Source organism: Pseudooceanicola lipolyticus (genome assembly GCF_002786325.1).
In the GTDB taxonomy this organism is placed as follows: domain Bacteria; phylum Pseudomonadota; class Alphaproteobacteria; order Rhodobacterales; family Rhodobacteraceae; genus Pseudooceanicola_C; species Pseudooceanicola_C lipolyticus.
Map to the genome: position 1 here is coordinate 1 of NZ_PGTB01000318.1, position 1851 is coordinate 1851.

Here is a 1851-nt window from a genome sequence, read left to right on the forward strand (position 1 = left end):
CGAAGCCGAGCCCGAAGCGCCGGCACCGCAGCCCGAACCGGCAGCGGCCGAGACCACGCCCGAGCCGGAACCGGTGGCGGCCGAGGTCGAAAGCACCCCCGAACCGGCCAAGCCCAAGCGGCGCGGCTGGTGGTCGCTGGGCAAATAGCGGCGAAACCAAAGCAGCGCCCCGGCCCGGTGCCGGGGCGTCAGCCGCCCTTGCGGATCAGATAGGACTGGTGCCCGTCCACCTCGCGCTGTTCGATCAGCGTATGGCCGGCCTCGGCACAGAAATGCGGCACATCGACCACGGCGGCCGGATCGCTGGCCAGCAGTTCCAGCACCGCGCCCGGCGGCAGCGACAGCAGGTGTTTGCGCGCCTTCAGCACCGGCAGCGGGCACAGCAGCCCGACGGCATCCAGGGTAAATGCGGGTTCGGTCATGGCGGCGGCATACGCTGGCCCGCCGGTCCTGTCCACGGGGATGTGATCAACCGGCACCGGCTGGCCGCGTGACCTTGCCATCGCAATGGCCTATGGGACTGGTTATGTTCGAAATTAGCCTCATCGACGCGGCCCTGTTGCCCTCCATGTTCGTCGCGCTTCTGGCGGGTGTGGTCAGCTTCCTGTCGCCCTGCGTCCTGCCCATCGTGCCGCCCTATCTGGCCTATATGAGCGGGGTGTCGATCGGCGACATGCAGGGGGTGTCCGCCGCGCGGCGCAAGGCGGTCATTTCCGCGCTGTTCTTCGTGCTGGGGCTGAGCACGGTGTTTATTTTTCTGGGCTTCACCGCCTCGGCCTTCGGGGCGTTCTTCCTGCAGAACCAGCTGCTGTTCACCCGCATCGCCGGGGCGGTGGTGATCGTTTTCGGCCTGCATTTTTTGAACCTGATCCGCATCCCCTTCCTGGACCGCGAGGCGCGGATGGAAGCCGGTGATGCCGGTGGCACGTCGTTCGGCGCCTATGTGCTGGGCCTGGCCTTTGCCTTTGGCTGGACCCCCTGTATCGGTCCGCAGCTGGGCGCGATCCTGTCACTGGCCGCCTCCGAGGCCTCGGTGACGCGCGGCACCGTATTGCTGGGCACCTATGCCGCCGGCCTGGGCATCCCGTTCCTGCTGGCGGCGATGTTCCTCAGCCGGTCGATGCGGCTGATGACCCGGCTCAAGCGGCATATGGGTCTGATCGAGAAGATCATGGGCCTGCTGCTGCTGCTGGTCGGCATCGCGCTGATGACCGGAGCGCTGACCTCGTTCTCCTGGTGGTTATTGGAAGCCTTCCCGGCGCTCGGCACGCTGGGCTGAGCCTTACTCTCGCCCAAAAACCCGGCTAGACTGGCGCGACAACAACAACACAGGTTGGCGCGGTGGCCGGCACGCGGGCAGAGCAGCAGGGGCAGGGCAGGGCGATGGCGCAGGTGCGCCGGCGGCAGGTGTTCTACATCCCCGGTTACGATCCGATCCACCCGCGCCGCTATCGCGAGCTCTATCGCAAGGAGGGCGCGGCACAGGCCGCGATCTCGGGCTATCAGATCGCCCTGTCACCCAAGACCGGTGGCGGCCCCTATGGCTGGCATGTCTCGGCCCGGATCGAGGATGCGCCGGTCGCGGCCGAGTTCGAGGTGCTGGTCTGGTCCGACCTGGTGCGCGACAGCATGTCCAACGGCATTCCCGCCACCTATCTGCAGCTGCTGCGCACCGCCTGGGCCTATATCGGCTCGGGCGCGCTGTGGCGGTTGATGCGTCTGCGCAAGGGGCCGGTGATTGCCGCGCTCTACCCGGTGGCGATGCTGCTGTTCCAGCTGGCCGTGGCTGCGGCGCTGGCCGGTCTGGCGGCCAAGGCGGTGGCGCTGCTGGCCGCGGCGCTGGCGGTGCCG

At 68.0% G+C, this 1851-nt stretch carries 2 protein-coding genes and 1 pseudogene; 2 read left to right on the forward strand and 1 reads right to left on the reverse strand.

Going from position 1 to position 1851, the window contains the following annotated elements; genetic code table 11:
- Positions 1-188: 188 nt before the first annotated feature.
- Complete coding sequence (locus CVM52_RS25475) at positions 189-422, reverse strand: sulfurtransferase TusA family protein (protein WP_100165039.1); 234 nt, start codon at positions 420-422, stop codon at positions 189-191.
- A gap of 104 nt (positions 423-526) precedes the next feature.
- Here CVM52_RS25475 and CVM52_RS25480 point away from each other — a divergent pair, with 104 nt between their 5' ends.
- Both CVM52_RS25480 and CVM52_RS25485 read left to right on the forward strand, forming a co-directional pair.
- Positions 527-1279 (forward strand): cytochrome c biogenesis CcdA family protein, encoded by a 753-nt coding sequence (locus tag CVM52_RS25480; protein WP_100165040.1) that lies wholly within the window; start codon positions 527-529, stop codon positions 1277-1279.
- Between the two features lie 104 nt (positions 1280-1383).
- Positions 1384-1851, forward strand: a pseudogene (locus CVM52_RS25485) (hypothetical protein); the annotation flags it as partial.

Excerpts from the sequence above, each read along its gene's own strand:
- CVM52_RS25475 (WP_100165039.1), bottom strand. The coding sequence starts at position 422 with ATGACCGAACCCGCATTTACCCTGGATGCCGTCGGGCTGCTGTGCCCG.
- CVM52_RS25480 (WP_100165040.1), top strand. The coding sequence starts at position 527 with ATGTTCGAAATTAGCCTCATCGACGCGGCCCTGTTGCCCTCCATGTTC.